Source organism: Streptomyces sp. GbtcB6, assembly GCF_019091475.1.
Taxonomy (GTDB): domain Bacteria; phylum Actinomycetota; class Actinomycetes; order Streptomycetales; family Streptomycetaceae; genus Streptomyces; species Streptomyces hyaluromycini.
The window spans coordinates 38,380-63,853 of the sequence record NZ_JAGXJL010000046.1; the positions used below are offsets into that span (position 1 = coordinate 38,380).

The window sequence follows — 25,474 nt, forward strand, 5'->3', positions numbered from 1 at the left end:
GGTTACTCTCCTTCAACCCGCATGATGCTGGCGACACCCCGCACGGTGTCGAGCTTGCGCAGCGCCTCGACGGTCCCCGAGAGGGAGGCGTCGGAGGCCCTGTGGGTGACGACGACGAGGGAGGCCTCGCCGTCCTTGCCCTGCTGGCGAACCGTATCGATGGAAACCCCGTGCTCGGCGAACACGGTGGCGACCTGGGCGAGAACACCCGGTTTGTCGGCGACGTCGAGACTGATGTGGTAGCGCGTGACGACATCGCCCATCGGCGACACGGGCAGGGCGGCGTACGCCGACTCGCCGGGCCCCGTTGCCCCGCTGAGCCGGTTGCGGCAGACGGCGACCAGGTCACCGAGGACCGCGGAGGCCGTGGGCGCACCGCCGGCGCCGGGCCCGTAGAACATCAGCTGACCGGACGCGTCCGACTCCACGAAGACGGCGTTGTACGCGCCGCGCACGGAGGCGAGCGGGTGGGTCAGCGGAATCATGGCGGGGTGCACGCGGGCCGTCACCGAGCCGCCGTCCTCGGCGCGCTCGCAGATGGCGAGCAGCTTGATGGTGCAGCCCATGTTCTTGGCGGAGGCGAAGTCGGAGGCGGTGACCTCGGTCATGCCCTCGCGGTAGACGTCGTCGAGCCGCACCCGCGAGTGGAACGCGATGCCGGCGAGGATGGCGGCCTTGGCGGCGGCGTCGAAGCCCTCCACGTCGGCGGTCGGGTCGGCTTCCGCGTACCCGAGCGCGGTGGCCTCGTCGAGGGCCTCCTGATACCCGGCCCCCGTGGAGTCCATCTTGTCGAGGATGAAGTTGGTCGTCCCGTTGACGATCCCGAGCACCCGGTTGACCTTGTCGCCGGCGAGGGACTCGCGCAGCGGGCGGATCAGCGGGATGGCACCGGCGACGGCGGCCTCGTAGTAGAGGTCCTTGCCGTGCTGCTCGGCGGCGGCGTGCAGGGCGGCGCCGTCCTGGGCGAGCAGCGCCTTGTTCGCCGACACGACCGACGCGCCGTGCTCGAAGGCGGTGGTGATGAGGGTGCGGGCGGGCTCGATCCCGCCGATGACCTCCACCACCACGTCGATGTCGCCGCGTTTCACGAGGGCGGTGGCGTCGGTGGTGACCAGGCTCGGGTCGATGCCCTCACGGACCTTGGAGGGCCGTCGTACGGCGACACCGGCCAGCTCGATCGGAGCGCCGATCCGCTGGGCGAGGTCGTCGGCGTGCGTCGTCATGATGCGCGCCACCTCTGAGCCGACAACCCCACAGCCCAGCAGCGCCACCTTCAGCGGACGCGTACGCATCATCCGACCTCGTTTCCTCATACCGTCTACGGTTGCACCAGTCTCACTCACCGGACGGGAGTTTCTACCCTTCGTCCGGATCGTGAGACATCTATTTCATTCTGTGAGGATGGCAGACAGGAGATCTTCCATCCGTGTCACCCGACGTCGAGACGCAGCAGGTCCTCCTCCGTCTCCCGGCGGACGATCACCCGGGCTTCGCCCTCGCGCACGGCGACGACGGGCGGCCGCAGCACGTGGTTGTAGTTGCTGGCCATGGAACGGCAGTAGGCGCCGGTGGCCGGTACGGCGATGAGGTCACCGGGTGCCAGGTCTCCCGGCAGGAACGCGTCCTTCACCACGATGTCCCCGCTCTCGCAGTGCTTGCCGACGACGCGGGCGAGCACCGGCTCGGCGTCGCTGGTCCGGGACACCAGGGCGACGCTGTACTCGGCGTCGTAGAGCGCGGTCCGGATGTTGTCCGACATGCCTCCGTCGACCGACACATAGGTCCGCAGCCCGTCGAGGGGCTTGATGGTGCCGACCTCGTAGAGCGTGAAGGCGGTCGGCCCGACGATGGCCCGCCCGGGCTCGACCGAGATCCTCGGAGTCCGCAGCCTGGCGGCCTCGCACTCCCGCGTCACGATCTCGGTGAGCGCCTTGGCGATCTCGTGCGGCTCGCGCGGGTCGTCGTCGCTCGTGTACGCGATCCCGAGGCCGCCCCCCAGGTCGATCTCGGGCAGCTCGACCCCGTGCTCGTCCCGGATGTCCTTGAGCAGCCCCACGACCCGGTGCGCGGCGACCTCGAACCCCGACATGTCGAAGATCTGCGACCCGATGTGCGAGTGGATGCCGATCAGTTCGAGGCCGTCGAGCTGAAGGGCCCGGCGCACGGCCTCCGCGGCCTGCCCGCCCGCCAGCGGAATCCCGAACTTCTGGTCCTCGTGCGCGGTGGCGATGAACTCGTGCGTGTGCGCCTCGACACCCACGGTGATACGAATCTGCACGCGCTGCCGCGTGCCGAGCTCCTGCGCGATGTGAGCGACCCGCACGATCTCCTGGAACGAGTCGAGCACGATCCGCCCCACGCCGGCCTCGACGGCCCGGCGGATCTCCGCCCCGGACTTGTTGTTGCCGTGGAAGGCGATGCGGTCGGCGGGCATGCCGGCGGACAGGGCGGTCGCCAGCTCCCCACCGGAACACACGTCCAGATTGAGCCCTTCCTCGTGCAGCCAGCGCACGACGGCCCGCGACAGGAACGCCTTGCCGGCGTAGAACACGTCGGCGTCCGGCCCGAAGGCGGTGCGCCAGGCACGCGCCCGGGCCCGGAAGTCGACCTCGTCGAGGACGTAGGCGGGAGTGCCGAACTCCTCGGCGAGGGTCTTCACGTCGACACCGCCGACGGTGACGACCCCGTCGGCGTCCCGGGTGACGGTCTGGGCCCACACCTTCGCGTCGAGGGCGTTGAGGTCGGTGGGCGGGGCGGCGTAGTGGCCCTCGGGGAGGACATCGGCGTGCCGGGGCCCGGCGGGATGTGCGGAACGGCTCATTGCTCTTCTGGCGCTCTCTTCAGAGGTGATCGGGTGCGTCGATGCCGAGCAGGGACAGGCCGCCGGCCAGCACCGTCCCGGCGGCTGCGGCGAGGGCGAGCCGGGCACGGTGGGCGGCCGAGGGTTTCTCCTCGCCACGGGGCAGCACGGTCGGCAGGAACGGCAGGGCGGCATCCGCGACGGTGACGAGGTGCCGGGCGAGCCGGTCGGGGGCGCGGTGGGTGGCCGCGCCGGTGAGGATGCGGGGGTAGTCGGCGAGGGCGGTGACCAGGGCGCTCGGTGCGTCGGGAACGTCGCCGGGCACGGCATCGAACCCGAGCCGCCCCGCCCCCCGCCCGACGGCCCGCACCCGGGCGTGCGCATACCGCACCCGGAACAGCGGATTGCTCTCCCGCTGTACGAGATGGTCGGCCGTGATCCTCGGCCGGTCGTGCGCCGCCGGATACAGCAGCGCCCACTGGGCGGCGTCGGGCCCGAGCGGGGCGGGGTCCTCCGGTGCCGGCACGGGTCGGAGACTGACGGGCTCGCCGTGCTCGACCTCACCGCGCCCGCCCTGGGTCGCGACGATCCTCACCACCGCGTCGGCGACGACCTCGGCCCGGACGTCGTACGGCACCCGCAGCGCGACGACCTGCCCGGCGAGGGCGTCGCCGTGGCCGTAGGCGGCCCCGAGGCGGCGGACCTCCCCGACCAGGGTGGCGGTCGGCGACGAGCCGGAGCTGAGGGAGATGTTGAGAAACCCCGGCCCGGTGACAACGACATCCTCGACGCCGGCGCACTCCGCGAGACGCGGCACCAGGATCTCGGCGACCCGCAGCGGCGGCTGTCCGGCGGGCCGGGCGAGCTGCAGCGCGATGTTGGTGGCGTAGTCCCCACACCCACCCGGCCCGGGCGGCGTCACCACGACCCGCTCCGGCACGCTCACGCTGAGCTCTCCCTCGTCCACGGCACGACGCACCGCGCGCAGCACGGTGCGGGAGAGCTCGACGGGGGTCACGGGACAAGCGTAGGGGAGGAGGGGGGTGGGTAGGCGAGCCGGTTAGGGCCGGTTTCCGGGATGTGGACGGTTGGGTCTACGGCCCTACGGCCCTACGGGGGTCACGGCCCTACGGGGGTCACGGGCCTACGGGGGTCACGGATAGGCGGGGTTGCCCCCGGCCCGCTCCCCCGAGAAGTGGACCTCGTCGCCCACACCCTCTTCCTCCCCCGCCGCGCCACCCCGCCGCCGCTCGATCAACTCCCGCACCAGCTGGACCAGTTCGGCAGGCTCGAAGGGCTTGGCGAGAAACGCATCGACGCCGACGTCAAGACCGGTCTCGACCTCGTACTGCGTACAGGCACTGACGATGGCAAGCGGCAGATCGTGGGTCCGGGGGTCGGCACGCAGCTGAGCGGCGGTCCGCAGCCCGTCGAGCCGGGGCATCACGACGTCGAGGGTGATCACGTCGGGGCGCACCCGATGAACGACATCCAGACACTCGGCACCATCGGCCGCGGTCACGACCTCGATACCCTCCAGTTCGAGATTGACCCTGATCAGCTGCCGGATGACCTTGTTGTCGTCCACAACAAGCACCCGACCCGACGCCCCTGGCACAACTCGAGAGTAGGTCCGGACCGGCCACCGCGTCCGGGTTTTCCCGACTTCCGCCCCCTGCGGGGGAGCACCCCCGGAAACCCGTTCCTGATCACCCCGACCGAGCTGGTAGTGTTCTATCCGTCGCCGCGAGCAACAGCTCAACGCCAGACGCCCCCGTAGCTCAGGGGATAGAGCAACGGCCTCCGGAGCCGTGTGCGCAGGTTCGAATCCTGCCGGGGGCACTTCGCCTCAACCAGCACGATGATGCGGTTGACCAGCGCAGATGCCAAGCATGAAGAGCGGGAACCAGTCTCACTGGGTCCCGCTCTTTGTCGTTGGTTCGCGCTGATCGCGATAGACCTGCGATAGACGGCCGCACTCCGCCCGCCTTGTGGCCATGCGCATCCCCACGAAAAGATCACGCCGAATCTTTGCTGCGAGGGGGCCGAAGATGCGGACGAGGTTGGCGATGGTTCGGGCCGTTGGAGCCCGCTGGAACAGAAGCCGAAGGTGGGTGGCCGCAGTCGTCGCCACGGCTCTCGCGACACTGGGCGTCCTCCTACTGATATTGGGGCCAGTCTCGTGGTTCGTGGCTGGCAAAACGGTGCAGTACCTGTCCGGAAGCGATCGGGCTGATGGGATAAATGCGGTCCGTCAGACAGTCCTGGGCGCAATGGCCGGCGCAACGGTCTTCGCTGGCCTCGCTTACACGGCACGCACCTATCTCTTGTCGCGTCGAGGGCAAGTTACCGATAGGTATCGGGCGGCTGTCGAAAGTCTCGCCTCAGACAAGCTGCAGGTGCGTCTGGGGGCCGTCTACAGCCTGGAACATGTGCTATCTGAGTCTGCGGTGGACCATGAAGCGATCGTCAGGGTGCTGGCAGGATTCGTGAGGCACACCACCCACAGGGATACGACGGGCATCCGTTCAGCTCTCCCTGATCAACGGAACGTCCTTGACACGGAATACGACCGGGGCAGCCCTGAACTGTCCGCAGATATACAAGCTGCGGTTGAGGTTCTGGCTCGCCGCCCAAAGCGGCGCGAAAACCGACGCCTCGATCTTCGCCATGCCAACCTGGCCAGGCTCAGTCTGCGCCACTTCGAATTCGAATCTCCCCGCGCCTGGAGTGGATGTTCCTTACCTCAGCAGACCTTCGATATTCTGATCTACGAGGCGTGGTCATGAAGGGCAGCATTCTCAGCAGCGCGGATATGTGCTATGCGTGGCTCACCGATGCCCGATGCGACCGGGCAGTCATGTACAGAGTTGACCTCCGTGGCGCCATGCTGATCAATGCAACATTTACCGAAACGAGCCTCGACGGCGCCGATTCGCGGGAAACAAGTGGCTTGACAGCTCAACAGCTTTCCTCAGCATTCATCGATGCAGAGACCCGCCTACCTGACCATTTGATGCATGATCCCTGGGTGGCCGCCAGGCTAGCTGACTGCGTGGCGTGGGCGGAAGGAAACCATACGAAGATCTGCCCTCCGCCAACACCGCAGCCGCAACTACCAACTTCGGCATCTATCTGACGCGTTCTGTGCCCGACAGACGCTGCGCGTTTTGAACTCGATGCTCATTCCTCCCAAGCAAGCTCCGCCTCGATCTTCCTGTTCATCACCTCTTCTTGACCGTAGATACACCCTTCATAGACGCGGTGAATGACCTCGGGCGAGTTGCCGACCCGGCGCGCGACCTCGGCCACAGGCACGCCGACGTTCAGCCATGTCGTGATGCAGGTGTGCCGCAGGTCGTACGGTCGCCCCCCCGATGATGGACGCCTGAAGGTCCGGCGAGAGCGCGTACTCCCGAGCGTCTCGCCACACGCGCCAATAGGTGCTGCTGCCCACGAGACCGCCCCGCTCATTCGTGAAGAGCCGCCCATCCTTGGCCGCGCCGAACTCCTCCAGATGGGCGCGGAGCATGGCCACGAGCGGCTGGGGAATCGGGACCGGCCGGTCTTCCTTGGCCTCCCTCGACTTCAGACCGCGCTTGTCGTGGCGTTCTCCGCTGTCTGTCCATTGCTTGCCCGACACGGGGTGCGTGTCGTGGAGCGTCAGAACGCCCCACCCCTTCTCTGGGAGAAAGCAATCAGCCGTCCTGAGACCCACAGCCTCACTCGGGCGGAGCCCCGCGAAGTACATGACCGCGTAGAAGCCCACCAGGCGCCGGCCCTTCTTACGGTCCCATGTCCCGACGTACGAGACCGAGGCGAGGAGTTGAGCAGCCTGCGTCTTGTTCACGAGAACGCGTGGGTCCACACGATCCGATGAACCACTCTTCACCCTCTTGATAGCGGTGAGCGGGTTCTCAGCCAGAAGCTTGCGCTCGATGGCGTATTCAACCCCAGTGTTGAGAGCGCGTCGACGGCGGCGCGAGGTCTCCCCCGCCGCGGGGGTGCCGTCCAGCTTGAAGGAGATCCGATACTGGACGTCGCGGAGAATCTTCGGGTCTTCCAGCGAGGAGACGAGAAGCGACCGCCTGGAGATCCACCCGTAGGCGTCTTCAAGTTCCTCTGGTGGGTCAAATCGGGCGTTCTTGGGTATCACGGCCCACCGGGGGGCGAGGCGCAGCTCTTCCGGTGACGGCATTTTCTGTTCCTGCTCCACCAGTGCCAGCGTCACCGCGGCGAGCCCGTCGGCGATGCCCTCACGGGTCTTGGCCGCGGCGGTCGGCCAGCGCTTGCCATGTACTCGCGACAGAACGCGAACCATGGCAGTTCCTCACGAGCTTGCCCCGCACTGGCTTCGGCCCGTACCTCGGATTCAGGCAGCCCGTCCGTGATGCGGAATGCCTCGCCACGGCGCATTGCCTGCCACAGTTCGGATCTGCGGCTCTCTGCGAGCGCTACCGTGGCGAAGGTGGCGCTACTGACCTTCCCTCCGACTTTCCAGCGGAGTCGGTAGGGACGGGTCTTGCTCTGCGCCTTGGACACCTTCCACAGGCGGATGTCGAGCGAAAACCCGTCCGGGGCCGAGCCGTTGCTCTGCTCGGACCCGTTGTCGGTGTCCTGCGTCACGCGCTCTCCTCCAGCGTCTGGAGCCACCGACTCAGTTCGGACCGCCGGATTCGCACTGCGCCGTTCGGGAGCTTGATGGACTTGGGGCCCTTCTTGTACTGCCGCCAGCGGTAGAACGTCGCTCGCGGTACACCTATCTCTTCGATCACTTGGGGGATCTCGGGGCGTCCGGGTCACCCCTGCTGGGGTTCGCCCAGCGCGAGTCCCGAGTCCCGACGCCAGGCTTCGCCTTCGGGTGTCCAGGCGACGCGGGTGCCGAGCCGGATCCAGACGCGGAGCTCGCCGAGGGCCAGTTCGGAGGTCTCTTCCGCCCGGACAGTGTTCAGACAGAGTTGCATGCCGCAGTCCTTGGACTCCGACAGACCGCGCCAGCCGCAGTCCCAGCTGACGTCCAGACTCAACGGGCCGAGAACGGAGACCATCCGGTCCAGTTCCTCCTCGGTGGCGTCGTCCTCGGCTTCGCTCTCGGGGGTGCCGAAGGGCAGGGTGGTGTCCAGGGAGAGCATCACGCCCTCGGGCAACGGCCAGAGGTCGGCCAGGCCAGGGCTGAGCCGCAGATTCGCCGTCAGCGAGGACCTCGGCTGCTCCGCGTCGAACGTGATGGCCTCGCGGCGCACCAGTTCATCCAGGAAAGGGAAGATGCGAGGTTCCCGGTCCACGACCATGCGGGCAGTGCCGAAGGAACGGATGGCGTACGCGTACTGCTCAGCCGTGCTGATCGGTTCCAGTCGGGGCCAAGGGGCGGTGGACCAGTCAGCCAGATCGCGCATGATCGCCCGCGCCCGCGCCCGCGCACTCGCGGCGTCGGGAAAGGATTCGCGTACTGGATAAAGCATCGAGGACAAGAAACGTGCCTTTCGAGGACAGGGGCGGACGCGCCGTCACCGGACGCGTCCGCCCCTGTCTCGGATTGCCGCCTGATGTCGAGCGGAGGCGGGCGGTTCCACAGGAGTAGCGCTACTTGATCGCCGGAGGATCCGGACGTCCGGGTCACCAGCCCGTTTGGGGTTCGCCCAGTGGGAGTCCGGAGTCGCGCACCCAGGTTTGGCCCTCAGGCGTCCAGGCGACGCGGGGGCCGAGGGAGATCCAGACACCGAACTCGCCCGGGGACGGCTCGACGTGCTGCGACACCCAGACGCTGTTCAGGCAGAGCAGCACACCGCAGTCCTTGAACTCGGGCAGACCGCGCCAGGCACAGTCCCATCTGACGTCCAGGGACAGCGGCCCGAGCACGGAGACCATCCGGTCCAGTTCGTCTTCGGTAGCGTCGTCCTCGGGCTCACTGCCGGGGGCGCCGAAGGGCGGGGTCGTGGCCAGAACGAGGCTCACTCCTTCGGGAAGGGGCCAGAGATCGACCAGGTCGGGGCGGAGCCGCACGTCGCCTGAGATGTAGGACTTCAACTGCTCCGCATCGAGGGTGACGACACCGCGGCGCCGCAGTTCGTTCAGAAACGGCACGCCGTGGGGTTCGCGGTCCGCACCGAACCGGGCGGTGGCGAAGGTGCCGAGTGCGTAGGCAAATTGCTCCGCGGTCGTGATGTCGTTCACTCGGGGCCACGGAGGGGCGGTCCACTCGGCCAGGTCGCGCATGATCGCGCGCGCCCGCGACAGCGCGCTCACCGCGTCGGGGAAGGGTTCGCGTACTCGGTAGAGCGTCGAGGACAAGGAACGTGCCTTTCGGACAGGGGCAGGGCGGACGCGCCCTCACGGTACGCGTCCGTCCCTGCCCCGGGTTACGGCCTGGTGTCAGTCAGCGGCAGCAGGCGGCTCAGTAGGAGTACCCGTTCGACGAATAGTAGGTATGGGTACTTTCGTCGTAATGGCCTTCGTCGGCGTTGCTGCCGAGGTCGAAGTCGCCCAGGTTGGAGCCGCTTTCGCTGTAGACCCGCAGGTGGTAGCCCCGGAGCTTCTCGAGGCTGCTGCCCCGCTGCACGCGGATCTTCTGGTAACTGCGGACCCACTGCTTGATCTGCGGAGCCTCGGCCAGGTCGGGCACCTGGATGAAGATCTCGTTGACGTCCGTGCCCCCCTTCCAGTCCTGGCGCCACCGCAGCTGGCCGATGGCGTCACGAAGCGCGTCCGAGAAGTCCCCTCCGTCGGCCTTGGCGAGCGACTTGACCTCGCCGTAGCCGACGATGTTGCCCTGCTGGTCGAGGTACTCGAGGTCGGGGTTTTTCACCTTCTCGGCCTTCGTGGCCTTCGGCGGACTCTGGAGCTCGTTCTCCTTGGGCATCACCCGGGCCCGGGTGCCCTCCGGGGCGCCGTCCAGCGAGCGGTAGGCGTTGTCCAGGGTGAGCTGCGCGGTCCGCCCTTCATTCTTGTGCTCCTTGACCAGGGACTGCGCATCCGCGTCCCGGCTCGAATCCTCGGAGGACGAGCCGTCCGACCCACCCCCGTCGTCACCGCCCCCGCCGCCGTCACCGTTCTGCACGGCATACGCGATGTTCGGTGCGGCGACCGACGACGCCACCGTCGCGGTGCCGGTGACGGCGAGTGCGGAGCCCGCGAGGATCAGTGCCTCGCCCGGTCCGAGCGCCCCGATACCGGTCGCCATGAGCGCGCCGCCCAGGCCGTCCGCGGCCGCGCCGAGCAGCAGCTGCCCGAAGCCGAGTGCGGCCATGGGGGCGTTGGTCCGGTCGATGACCTGCTGGGCGGTGTCCGCCAGGCTGGAGACCGCGTTGGACAGGGAGCTGAACCAGCTCTGTCCGGTCGGGTCGCTGCCGGTCACCGGATTGTTGGCGGCGTAGTCGTAGCCGGTCAGCTGCGAGGGGTCGGTGGCCTCCAGTTGCGGGTCGCGGCTGACGAAGCGGCCGGTCTGCGTGTCGTACTCGCGCATCCCGAGGTTGACCAGGCTGGTCGCGGTGTCGGTGGTGCCGCCGACGTAGCCCTTGTCGCCGAGCCAGTTGGCCGGGGCCGCGCCGCGGGTGCCGCCGAAGGGCAGGTACTGGCGCCGTGTCACCGCCTGGGTCTGGTAGTCGACGGACAGGTAGGCGGTGCCCTGCCGGTTGGGGATCAGGTACTGGATGTTCCCGCTGCTGGAACGGGCGGCGACGGTGGTGCCGTTGACCGAGTAGTAGCGAGTGCCGGTCACCGCCTTGGTGGCGGTGTTCTCCACCAGTTCCTCGTCGCCCAGGTAGAGGGTGGCCTGGGTCGGGTCGGTGCGCAGCACCAGGCCGCCGTCGAGACCGTAGAGGTAGCTGGTGGCGCCGGCCGACGTGGTGTCGGTGTCCAGCCGGTTCTGGTGGTTCCAGGTCAGGGTCTGGTCGCCCAGCGCTCCGCCCTGGATCGAGGTGGTGTTGCCGGAGGCGTCGTAGTGGTAGGACGCCGTGTTCGCGGCCGCGGCCGGGCCGGTGGCGGTGGTGCTGCCGAGGGTGTGCGGCTGGTCGGTCGCGGAGCCCGCGGTCGGGTAGTGGTATGTCGTGGTGGTGTCGTTGGCGCTGTTGCCGGTGGTGTCGTGGTCGGTCTGCGTCTGGCGCTGGCCGTCAGCTGCGTAGGTCCAGGTCTGCCAGTAGGGATTGGTGCCGCCGACGGTGGCGCTGCTGCCGGTGGCGGGCGTGGCGGCGCAGTTGTCGGTGGCGGTCCAGGCCGCGGTCAGGCGGGCCGCCCAGTCGTAGCCGTAGCACTGGGTGTCGGTGACCGAGCCGCCGTTCTGGCTGTCGGTGGTCGAGGTGAGCAGTCCGGCGCCCTTGGAGACGGCCGAGTTGCCCCAGGTGTAGCTGGTGTCGTCGACGACCGTGCCGCTGGTGGAGTCGGTGGTCTTGGCGTCGGTGGGCTGGCCGGTCTGCGGGTCGTACTTCAGGGTCAGATCGACCCAGTTGGTGGTCGGGCCCATGGAGTACTGGAGCGGGTCGCCGTAGTCGTCGTAGCCGATGGCGGAGACGTACGTCCAGGCGCTGGTGCCGGTGCCGGCGACGCTGGTGGCCTGACCGTACTGGTCGTAGCCGTAGTTGACGGTCTCCACCGGCAGTCCGCCGCTTGCCGGGTCCTGCTGGCTCGCCAACGTTCCGGTGGTCTTATAGGTGTAGGACTCGGTGTAGCCGCCGGACGGCGCCAGCGGCGCCAGGTTGCTCGGCAGGTTGGCCAGTGTGGTCTTCGAGGCGGCGACTTCGCCCAGGTTGGTGTAGGCGAGCACCGCGTTGGTGACCGAGGGGCTGCTGGTGCCCAGCTGGTACGAGGTCGAAGAGGTGAGGTACCCCTTCTTCAGCGTGTCGTACGTCCAGGAGGCGACCTGGTTGTCGGTGGACGGGGTGGCGTTGCCGGTGATGTCGTAGGCCGCCGTCCTGCGGCCGTCCTTGTCGTAGCTGTAGCTGGCCTGGTCGCCCCGGGCGTCGGTCGTGGTCATCAGCTGGCCGGCGTTGTCGTAGGTCGCCGAGGAGCCGCCGGAGTCGGGGTCGGTCGCCGCGACCTGGTCGCCCAGGAGGTTGTAGGTCCAGCTCCAGGTGTTGCCGGCCGGATCGGTCTGGCTGGCCTGGTGCCCGTCGGGGTAGTACGTGTAGTGCGTGTCGGAGTAGTCCGAGGCGGAGTCGTGGACCGGGTCGGCCGGGGCGCCCGGGTGGTACTGGTACAGGTCGGTCTGGCGTCCCCGGGCGTCGGTGATCGTGGTCTCGGCCACGCCGCCCTTCGGGGGGACGGTGGTGGTGAAGTTGCCGCCGAAGACGGTAGTGGTGTTCCAGGTGGCGGTGCCCAGCGCGTAGGCGGTGGCCACGGTCTTGCGTCCGGCGCCGTCGTAGGTGAAGCCGGACTCCGACGGGATGTCACCGTCCTGGGCCTGCACCAGGGTTGCGTCGGGGGCGCCGTCCGCGACGTAGGGGGCGGTGCTCTTGACGACCCAGCCGTTGGTGTCGTAGACGGTGTCGGTGACGTCCCGGTGCCCGTCGACGGTGGCGATCTGCGTCTCGCGGGGCCGGAGCAACGAGTCCATCAGCAGTTCGCTGCTGCGGTAGCTGCCGTCGTCGTTCAGGGTCTGGGTGATGACGGAGCTCGGCTTGTCGGGGGCGAGTGTGTAGCTGTACTTGTTCGTGGCCGCGGTGATCCCGGGCCGGAACACGGCGGTGATCCGCCCCAGCGCGTCGTACTGCGCCTTGGTGACGTAGCCGGCCGCGGTGGTCTGCGTCAGCATCAACCCGCGCAGCGGGTCGTAGGTCTGGCTGAGCGTCTGTTGCATCGGGTCGGTGGAGACGATGCCGGTGGGTGCGGCGCCGGTGGTGGGGGTGTAGGTGGTCTTGGTGGTCTGCTGGTCGGCGTCGGTGCTGGTCAGCAGTCGGCCGTAGGCGTCCGTCGTGAGTGACGACATGGTCGAGTAGACCGGGGTGGACCCGGTGTACGAGGTGGCCTGCTGGGTCGAGGTGGGGTCGCCGGCAGTGGGTGCGGCGCCCAGGGTGCCGGAGCCGTCGTAGAACACCCGCTTGTCGCTGACCGCGTCGGCCGGGAGCGATGGGGTGGCCGAGCAGTTGACGGACACCGTCTTCGTCTCGTCCACCAGGTCGAAGATCCAGGCGGAGGTGCTGTCCGCGTAGCTCGCCGTGGTGCAGAGGTCGTCGCTCGCGGTGGAGACGTCGCCCTTGTCGTCGACCTTGGTGACCCGGCCGTGGGAGTCGTGGGTGTAGTCGGTCTCCGTGTCCCGGGTGGCCCCGGACGCCAGCGGTGTGAAGACCTCGACCCCGCTCTGGCCGGTCAGGAACGCCTTCTGCGCGGGCAGCCCGCCGGACAGCGCGTGGACGGCGGTGGCGCTGCTGCTCCAGGGGGCGGTGATTGTGTCGCTGACGACCTTTCCGCTGTTCAGCCCGTTGTAGAGGATCGCCTCGTAGGTCAGGCCGGCGTACTGTGTCGAGTCGGTCACCGGCTGGTCGCCGCGGGAGTCGGTGACGGTGACCGGGCGGGTCTTGCCGCCGGGCAGGGTGTCCCCGTCCATGCCGCGGAAGTAGGTGTAGTCGGTCTCGGTGGCCGGGTCGGGCGCGGTGCCCGTGGTGACCTTCATGCCGCCGTAGCCGCGCCACTGGTCCCAGGTGCGCTGGGCGGTGGGGGTCAGCGGATTGTCGTCGTAGTGCCAGGCGGGGGTACCCACCGGTAGGTAGCGGGTGACGATGGTGTCGTTGACGCCGCCGCCGGTCTGGTCCTGCTGGGTGACCGTGGTGACGATGTACTTGTTGAACCAGTCCAGCATCGGGCTGGTCTGCCCGGTGGGAGTCCAGTAACCGGGGTAGCACAGGGAGGTGTTCTGGCTGGCGTCGCTCGGGGTGCCGCTACCGCAGGCGGGGGCCGAGTAGCCGACGCTGATGATGCCGCCGGACTCGGTGGTGATGGTGTTGAGCCGGTAGCGGGTGATCGGCGGGTAGCCGTCGGTCAGGTCCACCCGGTTCGACAGCGGCGTGCCGGCGAAGGTCACCTGGGGCATGGGGAGAGCCGACGTGGAGCCGCCGGCGGAGGTGTCCTGGCCGGTGCGGGTCACCGAGTTCAGCCACAGCGAGGGCGTGGTCGCGTCCCCGGTGGCGGGGAAGGAATAGGTGAACGCCCAGGAGTCGACGTTGGTCTCGGTGGAGCCGACCAGCGCCTGGGTCTGAACGCCCGTCAGCTCGTCCTCGGTCCAGAACGTCGGGGAGTTGGACGAGCAGGAGGCGCCGCTGGCGCAGTTCAGGTCGAACGGCACGTCCGGCCACTTGGACGCGGTGGAACTCGTCAGAGTGGAGGTGGCGCAGCCAGTGGCGGAGGTGTTGCAGCGGCCGTTGTAGGTGAAGTTCACCTGGCCGGCGGGGCTGGAGGAGTACACCGAGCCGTCGCGCTGGCCGTACTGGATCCTCGCGAGCACCGCGTCGCGCACGTAGGGGGTGTCGGCGGTCTTGCCGAGGTTACGCGCGTAGTACGCGGTGGTCGGCGTGTAGAAGTAGGACATCACGTCGCCGTGGGTGTCCTTGACGTAGTCGAGCATCCAGCGATAGCCCTGCTGGCACCAGGAGTTGGCCCAGGTGGCGTTGTAGCAGGGCTGGCCCGAGGCGGTGGCGTAGACCGGCTCGGTCAGCACCGAGTTGGTGGTCGTGTTCCCCGACGCCCACCCGGGCAGCTGGTTCAGGCCGAACGTGTACTGGGTGCCGTTCGACGTGGTCACCCGGAAGTACTCGCCGCTCTGGGCGCCGTTGGTGGCTCCGGTCAGCCGCTCGACGCGCTCGTCGGAGTCGCCCTGGGCCCGGTAGTCCCCTGTGGTGTCGTCCTTGATCAGGGTGGTGGTGCTGCCGTTGAGCGAGAGGGTGAGCTGGTTGTCGGCCGACCAGCAGTTGTCCCAGGTCTTGGTGGTGCCGGTGGGGTTGTCGTGGCAGGAGCCGTAGGAGCGCTCGATGTAGTTGCTCGGCAACGAGAAGCCGTCGCCGACGACCGAGGCCTGGTTGTTGGTGGACGAGGTGAGGCCGTCCACGCTCTGCGAGTCGTAGCCCAGCGAGAGATTGGGCGTCAGGCCGCCGGGGACACTGGGGCCGGTGATCGGGTAGGACCAGGTGAACGCGTCGGTGCTGCCGCCGGCCTGCCAGGAGCCGGAGGGCTTGAGCGAGGTCGCGCTGAAGTCGCCGCCGCCTCCGCTCGGCGCGGCGGTGGCCGCCAGGACCACGCTGTCCTTGGTGACAGTCAGCGGGGCCGAAAGGGTGTGTGCCGTGGCGCTGTTGGCGGAGGCCACGGGGGTCTGGGTGCGACAGGAGGCAAGTCGCGGCGTGGTCAGGGCGCAGTCGGGCAGCTGCACCAGCCGCAGCCGCGAGCCCCAGTCGGCGCCGAACGCGGCGGTGAAGTCCCGGTAGTCCAAGCCGATTCGGAGCCTTCGGTGGCTGCCGCCCGGCAGCCCTGACAGCTGGAGCAGCACTCCGTCGACACCGGCCGACTGCCCGGTCCGCCGCGGCAGGACACGTACCGCGGCGTGGTCGAGGACGAGGCCGGAGGAGGGTGCCAGCCAGACCGGGAGGCTGCCCGCCCGGAGCCGGGCGCCGGCTGCCGCGGGCGTGTGCGCTGCCGCGGGCGTGTGCGCGGCCGCGCGGCCGGTCGCCGACGGGCCCGCACCGGACGTCGCGGCGGCGGCGAAGGCGGCGGTGCCGCCGGGCCACACCACCTTGGGCGAGGGCGAGTTGGCCAGGTGCCGGACAGAGCCGTAGTGGGAGCGTACAGCGGTCACCGGGACCGGCTTGACCTGGGTGAAGCCGGGTTGCCGGTGGTGCGGGGCCGCTTCGGCTGTACCGGCGATGCCCACGATCACGGAGAACGCCGCTGTCACAGCGGTCAGCCCCCGTATCAGGGGGGCCTGGGGTCTCCAGCGTCCGCTTGTGCGGTCACGTGGACCTGTCGTCCTTGGCAAGGACTTGCTCCTTCGCATGACAATGAAGTCGATCTTGAAGACGCAACGGAAGATACCCAGGGCGACCACCCAGGAGTCGCTTCACAAGAATCTCTTGCCGGATTCACAACACGGGCACAGCGGAAGTCTCCTGACGATCGATCACATAAGGCCGCCGTGCGCCGAATTGATCTTTGCGGGGTCCCTGACGACCACTTACATTCGCCTCCGGGTCGGGCCTCCGACCGAGATCTAGAGACAGGAATCCGATGTCCATACCTCGCGCACGCGCGCGAAAATGCAGACCCCGCGCGGTGCTGGCGGCCGCCGCGGTGCTTGCTGTCAGCGCCACCGGACTGGCCTCTGTGCCGGCGGCCGCGGCGCAGCCGACCGCAGGCCTCCAGATCACCGGCAAAAGTGCCCCCGCCGCCAAGTCCCCCGCAAGGTCTGCCGGTTCGCCGGTCCTGCCGGACGGCTTCGGCCCCGGCGCCGCCGACTCCGCCGCCATGCAGGCCGCCGCCAAGAAGGCGCACGCCACCGGCAAGCCGGTGGCGGTCTCCTCGCTGACCAGCCCGACCGTGCAGGTCCAGGCGGAGCCCGGCGGCGGATTCCGCTCGGTCTCCAACCCGCTGCCGGTGCGCACCCGGCAGAACGGCCGCTGGGTGCCGGTGGACCTGACGCTGGCGCACCGGGCCGACGGCAGCTGGGCTCCGAAGGCCACCGCCTACGGCACCGTGTCCTTCTCCGGCGGCGGCACCGCCCCCCTCGCGGTCACCCGCTCCGGGAGCACCTCGCTCACCCTTACCTGGCCCACCGCTCTGCCGGCCCCTCATGTCTCGGGCGCCACGGCGACCTACCCCTCCGTGCTTCCGGGCGTGGACCTCCAGGTCTCCGCCACCGCGGCCGGCGGCCCGAGCGAGACCCTGGTCGTCCACAATGCCGCGGCGGCGCGGAATCCCGCGCTGGCCTCGCTGCGCCTGGGTGCCAAGGTGCACGGCGGGCACCTGGCCACCGCCGAGGACGACGGGCTCACCGTCACGGACGCGCACGGAGCGGTCGTGGCGGACGCGCCCACACCGCTGCAGTGGGACTCCAACCGGACCCTGCCCGCCGGCCGGCAGCCCGCCGGGGCCAAGGTGGCGGCCGACGCCTCCGACGCCGCGCATCCGGGTCTGGCCGCACACGTCGGCCAGGTCCGAGCGCGAGTCGGCTCCGGTGCGCTGACGCTCGTCCCGGACCGGGCGATGCTCACCCGCGCCTCGACCGTCTACCCGGTCTTCGTCGACCCCTCGGTCAACTGGCACCCGGTCGCCTACAGCAACCCGGCCTTCGACGAGGTCAAGCAGGGCTGCCCGGGCACCTCCTTCTACAACAAGACCGGCTCACTGGCCGACAACGGCTACTTGGGCGTCGGCTACAACGGCTGGCCCGAGGGCTCCTGCAACACCGGCGACGAGCACGCCGTCTACCAGTGGACCCTGTCCAAGACCATCTTCGGCGCCGTCATCAACAGCGCCGAGGTCGACGCGACCGACATCTACTCGGCCTCCTGCTCCACCACCGCGACGGTCAACCTGCACTGGTCCAAGGGCATCGGCTCCGGCACGGACTGGAGCAACCGCCCCGGCTACAACAGCTACTCGACCTCGGCGAGCTTCGGGCCGGCGTACAACCCCACCTTCTGCCCGGGCAACGGCAGCACGACCAACGGTTTCAACGTGCTGACCCCGATCAAGACCGCGGCGAGCGGACACGCCACCAGCTTCACCGCGACGCTGAGCGAGGACTCCATGGAGTCCAGCCGCAACGACCTCGGGTTCAAGCGGTTCTCGCACAACCCGACGTTGCAGATATTTTACGACAACCCGCCGAGCGCTCCCACCGCCGCCACCATGGCCGCCGTGTCCGGCGCCGCCGACGCGGCCTGCGACACCACCTCGCCGTACCCGTACATGGGCAAGACCATCGCCTCCACCCCGCCGGTGCTGCGCGCCAAGGTCAAGGACCCGAACGGCGACAAGCTTCAGGCCACCTTCCAGTACTGGGTCGACGGCACCACCACCAAGTCCACGCTCAAGAGCGGCGACAACCTCTCCAGCAACACCTACGCCACGGTCTCGCTCCCGGCGTCCTTCGTCTCCTCGCTGACCGACGGCAAGACCGTCGACTGGGACGTCACGGTCACCGACGGCATGGCGTCGACCTCCTACAGCCAGTCGCCCACCTGCCACTTCACCGCCGAGCCCAGCGCTCCTGACGAGCCGACGCTCGCTTCCGAGAGCAACCTCTTCCCGAACACGGACGTCACCGACGCCGCCGTCGGCGCGGCCGCCGGCACCTCCGGCAAGTTCGACATCACCGGCTCCGGCACCACCGCGACCAAGTTCGTCTACCACCTCGACGTGCCGCCGCCGACCAGCAATCCGCCGGCGGCCGAGATCGTGTCCGCGAGCAGCAACAAGGCGACAGTCACCGTCGCCCCGCCGTCGCCCGGCCCGCACACCCTCTACGTCTACGCCGTGGACGGGGCCGGCGATGTCTCCGGCACCTCCGCCTACCCGTTCCTGGCCGCGGGCCACCCGGGCACCACCTGCACCAGCCTGGCCGCCTGCTTCAACAACGTGGGCGTCAGCGCCGACAGCAACATGAGCGCCGCCGACTTCGACGGCAACGGGCACAGCTTCTCCGCCACCGACTGGGCCAACGCCGGCTGGACCAGCGGCGGCAAGGTGACCGTCGACGGCGCCACCATGGCCCTGCCGGCCTTCGGCTCCGGCCAGAAGGACAACCTGGTGGCGGCCAATCAGACCGTCGGTTACTCCGGCCAGGGCAGCGCGCTGGTCTTCCTGACCGCCTCCACCTACACCAACCTGGCCTCCCCCGGTGCCATCGCCGGTGACACCACCGCCCCGTATGTGCCGGCCGACACCCACGTCAGCGCCGCCTACTGCTTCTCCGGCGAGGACGCCGACGCCTTCTGCCCGGCCAGCGGCCAGATCACCTACACCGACGGGACCAGCACCAGTTACATGCTGACCGTGCCCGACTGGTCCAACAGTGACAGCTCCATCGCCGCCGCGGTCTTCCCGCACGCCAACGGCACCACCCAGAGCACGGCCAACCGCCAGCTCTACGCCTTCTCGGTACCGGTCGACCCGACCCGCACCATCGCCTCGGTCACCCTGCCCGACCTGACCGGCGCGGCCGGAGCGAACGAGTCGACCCTGCACGTCTTCGCCCTGGGCACCCGCAACACCACCGCGGGCACCACCGAGGCCAACGGCAGCTACGCCGCCGCTCCGGCCGGGCAGTCCTGGACCGGCGCCTGGTCCAGTGCCACCGAGGGCAGCTACGGGCTGCCGGGCGGCGGCACCTTCTCCAACCAGACCATCCGCCTTGCCCTGAAGCCCTCGGTCTCCGGCGGCACCGTCCGCGTCAAGCTCGACAACGCCCTAGGGACCAGCAAGCTCTCCATCGGCCACGCCACCATCGCCCTCAGCTCCACCCCGAGCGCGATCGGCTCGGTCCCGGCCGGCACCCCGACGACGCTCAAGTTCGGCGGCAGCCAGTCGGTCACCGTCCCCGCCGGCGGCATGATCTACAGCGACCCGCTGGCGTTCACCGTCACCGCGGGCCAGTACCTGCTGGTCTCCTACCAACTCAGCAACGCCGTCCCCTACCTGGTGCAGCACTCCTACGCGGGCGGCTCCTACGAGTACATCACCGCCGGCGGCACCGGCGACCTGACCACGAGCACCAGCGCCACGCCGTTCACCACCAACGCCGCGGCCTACGGCAACTTCACCGACCTGGTCACCGACCTGGACGTGCAGTCGGCGAGCGTGCCCACCGAGGCCGTGCTGGGCGACCATCTGGTCGACCCGTTCCAGCCCGGCACCACGCTGCCCAACTCCAACGGGTACCGGGTGGCCGACGGGCTGACCGCCGCCGAGCCCTCGACGCCCAGCCCCTACGGCGTGATCGCCGAGGGCATCGAGTCCAACCAGCTCATGACCGACAACCCGGAGACCTACAACGGCAGTGTCATCGGAGGGCCGTCGGTGCTCTCCCGCCTCGACCGCGACATCCTCGACCAGCCCGGCCTCTCCACCGTCATCCTGGACAGCGGCCTCGAAGACCTGCTGGCCGGGGCCACCAGCGACGACCTGGACGCCAACGGCTACACCGCGCTCGTACAGCAGCTCCAGGGCTGGGGCATCAACGTGGTGCTCACCTCGCTGACGCCCTGCGAGGGCTTCACCGGTGACGGCGCCACGCCCAACGACCCCTGCACCAGCACCACGGACACCAACCGAACGGACGTCAACGCCTTCCTCGGCGGCATGAACCTGGGCAACCCCTGGGCCACCCCGGCCGTCTACTTCGCCGACCTCGACGCGGCCGTCGCCGTGCCGGACTCGGCCACCGGTGAGGAGAAGCTGGCAACGGCGGCCGACAGCGGCGACCACGTCAACCTGTCCAACCCCGCCTTCGGCGCGCTCACCACGGCCCTGCTCTCCCCCGTCGACACCTGGAACCTGGACGACGGCGACGGCATGCCGGTGGCCACCGACACCGCCGCGACCGACACCCTCAACACCCTCAACGCAGCGGGTGCCAACCCGAACCTCGGCAACAACCCGCTCACCCTGACCGGCGGCACGACCTGGGCCACCGACGCGACCCGGGGAACCGTCCTGTCGCTCGACGGCAGCAGCGGCTACGCCGCGAGCGGCGGCCAAGTGCTCGACACCACAGCCAGCTACTCGGTCTCCGCCTGGGTCAAGCCCTCCTCGCTGCCCAGCAGCAACGCGACCGTCGCCGGACAGGACGGCACCCAGAACAGCCCCTTCTACCTCCAGTACAACTACGCCCACAAGAGCAGCCCAGGCTGGGCCCTCACCTTCACCAACGCCGACACGACCAGCCCCTCCTTCACCCTCGCCTACGCCTCCGGGGCCACCGCGAACACCTGGACCCACCTGGTCGGCGTCTACAACGCCGCCACCAAGACGGCCCAGTTCTACGTCAACGGCGCCCTCGCCGGGACCGCGGCCAACGTGACGTCGTGGGGCGCCACGGGCGCGTTCTCCGTCGGGCGCTCGAAGTACAACGGGGCCAACAGTGACTTCTTCCCCGGCTCCATCAGCGACGTCCAGGCGTGGAACTACGCGCTGACCGCCAACCAGGTCACCGCCGTCTACCAGCAGATCCCGTAACGACCAGGGAAACCAGGAAACCGATGTCCTTCATCACCGGCTCAGGCCGGCACGCCAAACCGCGGCCCGCACGGCTGCGCACCGCGATGGCCTCCTCGGCCCTCGCCGCCACCGCCGCGGGCGGCGTCCTCGCCGCCGCCCCGGCGCAGGCCGCCACGACGACGTACACAGTGAAGGCCGGCGACACCCTTTCCGGCATCGCGCAGGCCGAGCATGTGGCCGGCGGCTGGCAGGCGCTCGCCCGGACCAACCACCTGGCCAGTCCGTACACCATCCACCCGGGCGAGCGACTGGCCCTCCCCGCCGCCTCGACGGCGTCGCCCTTCCCCGTGCCGGTCACGGTGGGCAAGGCGACCCAGGTCGTCACCGTCCAGGCCCACGGCTCCTACGCCACCGCCATCGCGTGGCAGAAGAGCGGAACTACCTGGCACAAGGTCTACGCCACGACCAAGGCCAGGGTCGGGGCGAACGGGGTGACCGACGGCGCCACCCGCAAGCAGGGCACCGATACGACGCCGACCGGCACGTACACCATCACGCAGGGCTTCGGCGTCGGTACCAACCCCGGGACGAAGATGCCCTATCACCACGTGGCCACGGACGACTGGTGGGTCGAGGACCCCTCCTCGCCCTACTACAACCAGATGCGCACCTCGGAGCAGGGCGGCTTCCCGCTCACCGAAGCCGGCGTCCACGGCAGCGAACACCTCATCAACTACCCCACCCAGTACAACAACGCCCTCGTCATCAACTTCAACACCAACCCCGCAGTCGCCGGCCGCGGCGCCGGCATCTTCCTCCACGACCTCGGCCCACAGGCCGGCCCCACGGCCGGATGCGTCGCCCTGCCGGCCTCGGTGATGACCGAGATCATCCGCTGGATCGACCCGGCCCAGCACCCGGTAATCGCCATTCACTAGCGCCCGCGCGGCGATGCATGACGGTCAGGGGCCGCAGGTCGAGAACCGATCCGCGGCCCCTGACGGGACTCGGAGCCGACCCCACGCCACAGGCGCTCGAACCGGTAAAAGGGACACATGGCTCGCCAAGGGCATACGCACCACGGTGTCCACCAACAATCCCCATGCCCCGCTACGGCGCGTCCGTCCTGTACGGTCCCTGGCCAGACGTGCCGTACCTCCCCACGGACTCAAACCTGCGACCATTGTCGACGCCCTACCGGTTCAGCCGGCCGACGCTCCAGATCACCAACTGCTCGCCCCCGACCAGGGGCTTTCCCTGTTCCCATGTTCCGTGTCCCCCGCCGGGGGCACTCGCCGGTCAGCCAGCAAGAATCATGCTCTGACCAGTGCGAATGCCGGCATGAAAGGGCGGGAGTCAGTCTCACTGACTCCCGCCCTTTTTCACTGTCTCTCAGCGTCCACGCACCATCTGCGATACACGCGACACACTCACGTGTGGACGCCACGCCGCGACGGAAGAACGGCGTTGTTACCTGGGTGCCAGCACTACACCGTTTCTTCCGTGACGCCCCATCCTCCCATTGGGCCCATCGTCCCCATCGTCCCCGCCTCTCCCGGCCCGCCCGTCCGTCCCGTTTCTGCCCGGCGGACCGGCGGGGCCGGGCGGACCGGGGGGACCGGAGCGGCCTGGCGGACCGGAAGGGCCCACCTCGACGCCGTGCGTCTGGAGCTGGACGTTCCGTGCCCACATATCGTCGATCTGCATTTGATGGGTGACGAGCGCGGTCGACTGTGCGACAAGCGCGATGATCAGGGCGGCACCAAGCCCGAGGGGGCGCCACTTAAGCAGTTTCTCTTTTACGTTTCTCACGTCGTCCCTCACGCCACGTGACGGAAAGGTTTAAATGGAAAGGAGTGGACAGAGACTGTCCTCCTCGTCGCGCGCCTGCCCCAGAACGGCCCCGAACGCCGCGAGCTTGTCAATCACCGCACGGAGGCAGTGAAGCCCGTCATCGAGGCGAAGCGCGAGGGAGGATGAGCGCCGCCCAAGGCCCCGAGGCGGCACTAGAGGCTGCTCGACCGATGGCCACCCCGCGGAAGTTGATGGAGGAAGGGCGACTCGCACCACTAGCGCACCAGATCCCGCGGGAGACGTTGGAAAGGCAGGGACCAGGGGGCCCGCAGACGCGTTCCCGACACGCGGCATACGCGCTCGTCCGCGGAGTACCGGGCTGGTGTCGCGATTCGTCGTGTATTGCCGGCCGCAACCGCAAGTATCCCCGTCCGGTTATACGCTGGTTGAACATCCGGCGTGGCGGAGGAAATGCCCGAGAGAGCCCCGTCCTTGACGTCCCCATTGTGACCGCGGGGATCAGCTGTGCAGGGTGACGGTGACGGTAGGCCTTGGAGTGGCAACAGCGTCCTTGCCGTCCTTGCCGTCCTTGCCATCCTTGCCAGGTCTCCCCTCCTGCCCGTTCCTGCCCTCCTGCCCGTTCCTCCCATCCTGCCCGTTTCTTCCTGGCGGGCCGGCAGGGCCAGCCGGACCCGACGGGCCTGGCGGGCCGGAGGGGCCGGCTACGACGCTTTGCGTCTCGAGGTCGACGTGCTGTGTCCGCAGATTGTCGATCTGCGAGTCCTGGGCGATGAGCACAGCCGACTGCACGACGAGCGTGGTGATAAGCACCGCACGGAGCACAAGGGGGCGTGGGGGCCCATGCATACGCATACGCAGCATTTCATTTGTCTTTCTCACGTCATCTCTCACGCTGTGTGACGGCGAAAGTGTAAAAGCCAAGGCGTCGGAGAAGGTGAACCTCCTCATCGCGTGTCCGTTCCGGGACGACCCCTATTTAGAAGCCAATTCAGTTGGCGTGATCTTGCGGCAGTCTGAGGCGATGATTGCTGCGCTTGTCGAACGGCTGGCGCCGGAAGACCTGTGGGAGTTGTTCCAGCGGGTGGTCCCGCCGGCTCCGGAACGCCCCCAGGGCGGTGGACATCGTCGGCGAGGGGACCGTGAGGTGCTGGCCGCGATCATCTTCGTGGCGACCTCGGGCTGCACCTGGAACCAACTGCCGCCGGGCTTCGGGCTGTCGGGGGTAACCGCCTTCCGCCGGTTCACCGAGTGGACCGAGGCCCGCGTGTGGGCCGAACTCCACCGCCTGGTCCTGGACGAACGCGGTTCCCGAGGTGGTCTGGACTGGTCGCGCTGCGCAATCGACTCTGTCAGCGTCCGGGCCCTCAAAGGGGGCAGCTGACGGGACCGAATCCGACCGACCGCGGCAAGAAGGGTTCAAAAATCCACCTCATCGTCGACCGCCGCGGCCTGCCCCTGTCGATCGGCATCTCCGCGGCGAACCTCCACGACAGCCAGCACCATGCCGCGCGACATCGCCGAAGCCGCCAAAGCCCGCAGCGGTCCCTCCGGACTGTCCGCTTACGTCGCCGCGGCCGTTGCCCGTCAGATCGAGCGGGACAACCTCAACGAACTCATCACGGTCGCGGAGGCCGAACACGGCCCCGTCACCGACGAAGAGATCCAGGCCCTGCGCGACCAACTCCACCAAGCCCGAGAGCAGCAGACCCAAGGCGGGGCGAGCGCCGCGTGACCCCGTCCCCCGCCGTCCCTGGCGGCACCCTGGTTCTCGACAGCGAAGGGCTGACCAAGGCCGTACTGCGCGACCGTACGGTCACCGGCTGGCTCGCCCTCGCCCGCGCCGACGACCTGCGGGTGATCACTTCCGCGGCCACCCTCGTGGAAGTGATCCACCCGCGGATCAACCGCCCCGCCCTGGAATGGACTCTGTCCCGCCTCGTCATCGAGCCGGTCACCGAGCCCATCGCCCGTCACGCCGCCACCCTCCTCGCCGACGCCGGCCTGCACGGCCACAAGTACGCCGTCGACGCCATGCTCGGCGCCACAGCCCTCGCTGCCCCCGGTCCGGCGACGGTCCTCACCTCAGACCCCGGGGATCTCACCGCCCTGTGCGGCTCTCGCATCACCGTCATCAAAGTCTGACGCCGGCAGCCGAGAGGGGTGCGCGCCCGACGAACGGCCTCCGATGCCTTTCCAGCCGTGGGCCGGGTCTCCGCCAACTCGATGCGGCCCCAAATCTGACGCCGGAAGGGTTACGCCCGGGCGATCTCCTGGAACTCCCCACCGGTGGCTACGCTTTCTCGATCCACCGAACGGTCGTGGCAATCTGCTCCGGCCGCTCCCGGTCCCGTCGAGAAACCGGCAGCACGTACGAACGCAACGCCCGCCGAAGCACGTCCGGGGCAGGCCGCCCCCGCGTCGGTTTGACCAGGACGGGAACTACATTCGCCGACGCATCCGTCATGCTGTCCCGCCGCTTGGCCGAGGCCGCCGGATCGAGGAACGACAAGGCACCTCACCGGGTCGGAGGCAGACGGTTCGCCTGCTGAGGCCTTATCGGCCCGTACCCTTCATAGGGTCCACGGCGTCATACAGCGGGCGCCGAACCTCTGGAGGCAACACCTCGTGCTGATCGCTCAGCGTCCGTCCCTGACCGAAGAGGTCGTCGACGAGTTCCGTTCCCGGTTCGTGATCGAGCCGCTGGAGCCGGGCTTCGGCTACACCCTC

General features: G+C 68.9%; 15 protein-coding genes, 1 tRNA gene and 2 pseudogenes. 9 read left to right on the plus strand and 9 right to left on the minus strand.

The window, feature by feature from the left end:
- Window positions 1–2: 2 nt before the first annotated feature.
- From KVT45_RS43745 to KVT45_RS43760, 4 genes are all read right to left on the minus strand, one after another.
- Window positions 3–1,295, minus strand: a complete 1,293-nt coding sequence (locus KVT45_RS43745; RefSeq protein WP_217555102.1) for a homoserine dehydrogenase — start codon at window positions 1,293–1,295, stop codon at window positions 3–5.
- Window positions 1,296–1,429: 134 nt separating this feature from the next.
- Window positions 1,430–2,821 carry a diaminopimelate decarboxylase gene (lysA, locus tag KVT45_RS43750; protein WP_217555103.1) on the minus strand — a complete coding sequence of 464 codons (1,392 nt, stop codon included), beginning with the start codon at window positions 2,819–2,821 and terminating at the stop codon, window positions 1,430–1,432.
- 19 nt (window positions 2,822–2,840) lie between these two features.
- Window positions 2,841–3,818 (minus strand): ArgS-related anticodon-binding protein NrtL, encoded by a 978-nt coding sequence (gene nrtL, locus KVT45_RS43755; protein WP_217555104.1) that lies wholly within the window; start codon window positions 3,816–3,818, stop codon window positions 2,841–2,843.
- Between the two features lie 135 nt (window positions 3,819–3,953).
- Complete coding sequence (locus tag KVT45_RS43760) at window positions 3,954–4,418, minus strand: response regulator (RefSeq protein ID WP_308311043.1); 465 nt, start codon at window positions 4,416–4,418, stop codon at window positions 3,954–3,956.
- Window positions 4,419–4,570: 152 nt separating this feature from the next.
- Between KVT45_RS43760 and KVT45_RS43765 the strand changes: the two genes are divergently transcribed.
- The 3 genes from KVT45_RS43765 (at window position 4,571) to KVT45_RS43775 (ending at window position 5,939) form a co-directional block, all read left to right on the plus strand.
- A tRNA-Arg gene (locus KVT45_RS43765) sits at window positions 4,571–4,642 on the plus strand.
- Between the two features lie 272 nt (window positions 4,643–4,914).
- The gene (locus tag KVT45_RS43770; protein WP_217555105.1) at window positions 4,915–5,589 is read left to right on the plus strand and encodes a hypothetical protein; all 675 of its coding nucleotides are present in this window, start codon (window positions 4,915–4,917) and stop codon (window positions 5,587–5,589) included.
- The gene (locus KVT45_RS43775; protein WP_217555106.1) at window positions 5,586–5,939 is read left to right on the plus strand and encodes a pentapeptide repeat-containing protein; all 354 of its coding nucleotides are present in this window, start codon (window positions 5,586–5,588) and stop codon (window positions 5,937–5,939) included. Before KVT45_RS43770 ends, KVT45_RS43775 begins: the two co-directional genes overlap by 4 nt.
- Before the next feature lie 114 nt (window positions 5,940–6,053).
- Here the strand turns inward: KVT45_RS43775 and KVT45_RS43780 are convergent, their stop codons facing one another.
- The 5 genes from KVT45_RS43780 to KVT45_RS58230 all read right to left on the minus strand — a co-directional run bounded on the left by KVT45_RS43780 (window position 6,054) and on the right by KVT45_RS58230 (window position 15,671).
- Window positions 6,054–7,121 carry a site-specific integrase gene (locus KVT45_RS43780; protein WP_308311044.1) on the minus strand — a complete coding sequence of 356 codons (1,068 nt, stop codon included), beginning with the start codon at window positions 7,119–7,121 and terminating at the stop codon, window positions 6,054–6,056.
- Window positions 7,122–7,422: 301 nt separating this feature from the next.
- Window positions 7,423–7,584 carry a helix-turn-helix domain-containing protein gene (locus tag KVT45_RS43785; RefSeq protein ID WP_217555116.1) on the minus strand — a complete coding sequence of 54 codons (162 nt, stop codon included), beginning with the start codon at window positions 7,582–7,584 and terminating at the stop codon, window positions 7,423–7,425.
- 15 nt (window positions 7,585–7,599) lie between these two features.
- On the minus strand, window positions 7,600–8,196 hold the full coding sequence (locus KVT45_RS43790) for a hypothetical protein (RefSeq protein WP_254648218.1): 597 nt from the start codon (window positions 8,194–8,196) through the stop codon (window positions 7,600–7,602).
- A 220-nt stretch (window positions 8,197–8,416) separates the two neighbouring features.
- Window positions 8,417–9,091: a hypothetical protein gene (locus KVT45_RS43795; protein WP_254648219.1), complete on the minus strand. Its 675-nt coding sequence runs from the start codon at window positions 9,089–9,091 to the stop codon at window positions 8,417–8,419.
- A 103-nt stretch (window positions 9,092–9,194) separates the two neighbouring features.
- Window positions 9,195–15,671, minus strand: coding sequence for an RHS repeat-associated core domain-containing protein (locus KVT45_RS58230; protein ID WP_217555107.1), 6,477 nt, complete (start codon window positions 15,669–15,671; stop codon window positions 9,195–9,197).
- Between the two features lie 329 nt (window positions 15,672–16,000).
- Between KVT45_RS58230 and KVT45_RS57870 the strand changes: the two genes are divergently transcribed.
- The 6 genes and pseudogenes from KVT45_RS57870 to KVT45_RS43830 all read left to right on the plus strand — a co-directional run.
- Window positions 16,001–20,950: a LamG-like jellyroll fold domain-containing protein gene (locus KVT45_RS57870; RefSeq protein WP_217555109.1), complete on the plus strand. Its 4,950-nt coding sequence runs from the start codon at window positions 16,001–16,003 to the stop codon at window positions 20,948–20,950.
- A gap of 23 nt (window positions 20,951–20,973) precedes the next feature.
- Entirely contained in the window at window positions 20,974–21,870 is an 897-nt protein-coding gene (locus tag KVT45_RS43810; RefSeq protein ID WP_217555111.1) for a L,D-transpeptidase family protein, read from the plus strand.
- 1,898 nt (window positions 21,871–23,768) lie between these two features.
- Window positions 23,769–24,325, plus strand: a pseudogene (locus KVT45_RS43815) (IS5 family transposase); the annotation flags it as partial.
- Window positions 24,249–24,479, plus strand: coding sequence for a CopG family transcriptional regulator (locus KVT45_RS43820; protein ID WP_217555121.1), 231 nt, complete (start codon window positions 24,249–24,251; stop codon window positions 24,477–24,479). The pseudogene KVT45_RS43815 and the gene KVT45_RS43820, both read left to right, overlap by 77 nt.
- Window positions 24,476–24,889 carry a type II toxin-antitoxin system VapC family toxin gene (locus tag KVT45_RS43825; RefSeq protein WP_217555123.1) on the plus strand — a complete coding sequence of 138 codons (414 nt, stop codon included), beginning with the start codon at window positions 24,476–24,478 and terminating at the stop codon, window positions 24,887–24,889. Before KVT45_RS43820 ends, KVT45_RS43825 begins: the two co-directional genes overlap by 4 nt.
- A 483-nt stretch (window positions 24,890–25,372) precedes the next feature.
- Window positions 25,373–25,474 (plus strand): annotated as a pseudogene (locus KVT45_RS43830) (DNA-directed RNA polymerase subunit alpha); the annotation flags it as partial.